Source organism: Xenorhabdus sp. IM139775, from assembly GCF_028598745.1.
GTDB lineage: Bacteria > Pseudomonadota > Gammaproteobacteria > Enterobacterales > Enterobacteriaceae > Xenorhabdus.
In genome coordinates this window covers 1-1,255 of record NZ_JAQRFK010000190.1, presented here as the reverse complement: position 1 = coordinate 1,255, position 1,255 = coordinate 1, and the positions used below count along the sequence as shown (strand labels likewise).

Annotated in this window: 1 protein-coding gene; it reads left to right on the top strand. The window is 46.0% G+C overall.

Annotation, left to right across the window (positions count from 1 at the left end; genetic code table 11):
• On the top strand, positions 1–1,208 hold a 1,208-nt coding region (locus tag PSI17_RS16880; RefSeq protein WP_273553061.1), incomplete at its 5' end, for a hypothetical protein.
• Positions 1,209–1,255 lie beyond the last annotated feature (47 nt).

The following is a 1,255-nucleotide window of genomic DNA, read 5'->3' as shown; positions in this document are numbered from 1 at the left end:
TTAGTTTTCTTTTTTTACCGTTGATATCCATGCATGCCTCGGCTGCCGTTAAGCTTGGCGAGGTTGAAATCACCTCACCTCATCCGCAGGTGAATGGCGACAGCAAACAGGGGCATACCTACCGGGTAAAAGTGACCGATACTGCCAGTGGTGCTGCCCTCCCCGGTCTGTCCTTTGACCGCGACAAGGTCATTTGGCAGGCAGTTCACCCAGACGGCAAGTATGACTATGGCCAGTTAGCCAAGGACGGTAAGCTGGTTTTTGGCAACCAGAGCCTGACCACAGATAAGGATGGATATTTAACCACCACGTTAAGCAGTTCTGTCGGTCTTGATAATGTTCAGGCCAAGCTGGCGCTTATGACGGAAGAGGGCAAACAGGAATCAATTGCTGACTCGGTCGTGAACTTTAGAGCGGTAGAGGTAGCGGCTGGATTGTTTATCTACGATTATTGGCGTTCTACGGAATGGTCAGCGACACCGGAGCCAAGGACAACACTCCATCGTTTTTATGATAGTACTAAAAATGGGCCGTATAATATCCCGGACGCCACAATGGCAGAGCTGCGGCTTAAGCCCGAACAAGGTCTTTTTGATCCTGACACTGAAACCGCAGTGCATAGAGTAGTAAAAGGAAAGGCTGCTGAGGCTATTCCTACCTTTAAGAATAAATACTGGTTGGGGTCTGAATATAATAATCCAGTCATGGAGGAGACAGTTTTAGAGACGACGGTGTCTCATAAGACTGAAGGATACTCAATAACCTACGTTTATACCCTAAAACCTCAGCGCGTTTTTATCAATATGACGGATAGTAACAACAGCGTGGCCAACAGACACTTAATTAAGCGTGAAGATTTTAACCTAGATGACTGTAGTAAGAATACGGCTCTCGATACAGCAGGCAATACGTATCGTCCAGTGATGTTGTCGCATGTGATGCGAACAGGCAATGGCCAGGGTTTACTGGATGAGTATTCCGATATCACGCAGTGGGAGTTGATTCGTGGGGTAACTGCCGGCATTCATTGGCATAAGGATGGGAGGGGGACTCCAACTCGGACACCCATTATCAAGGTGATTAATGATATAAGAGATACTGAAAAACTGGGTGAAATGATTGGATTTGATATATCGAGTAATACAAGACTTCATGATGGTGAAGAAATACCACCAGACGCAATGCTTCTCTGTTTGTTTAATTCATAGGTCATAGAATAAAGTCATAAAAAGCAGGCTCCAAATAATGGAGCCTG